Source organism: Bradyrhizobium sp. WYCCWR15520, assembly GCF_056174665.1.
The window spans coordinates 1-529 of record NZ_JBWBWM010000186.1 but is presented as its reverse complement, the minus strand read 5'-3'; the positions used below and the strand labels follow the sequence as shown (position 1 = coordinate 529).

1 pseudogene is annotated in these 529 nt (G+C 61.1%); it reads right to left on the bottom strand.

The annotated features are described in order from the left end of the window. Positions 1 to 529 (bottom strand): annotated as a pseudogene (locus AC0QUY_RS42785) (IS630 family transposase); the annotation flags it as partial.

Below are 529 nucleotides of genomic sequence, written 5' to 3'. Positions count from 1 at the left end.
CTAAAGCGCGATGGCATTAGGTTGATAGCCTGAATTTTTGAGGTAGTTGGCGCATTCTTCGGGTGTGAAGGCGTCGAGGGCCTCACCGATGGCGGTGCAGACCGTATCGACGGTTCGGGCGGCAGCCTTTCGGAGCAGATGCTTGAGCTTGGCAAAGACCTGTTCAATCGGGTTCAGGTCAGGTGAGTATTTTGGCAGGAGGAACAGCTTGGCGCCGGCGGCGCGAATGAGCTGACGCACGACCTTGCCTTTGTGGCTTCCGAGATTGTCCATGATGACGACATCGCCGGGCCGAAGGGTGGGCAGCAGAACCTTCTCGACATAGGGCCCGGAAGCTCGCGCCATCGATCGGCCCCTCGATGAACCATGGCGCATCGATCCGGTCATGGCGCAGGGCCGCCAGGAAGGTCATGGTCTTCCAGCGGCCGTGAGGAACCTTGGCGGGAAGCCTTTGCCCGCGTGGCGCCCATCCCCGCAAGGGAGCCATATCAGTCCGGGTCCAGGTCTCGTCGATGAAGACCAGCCGTTC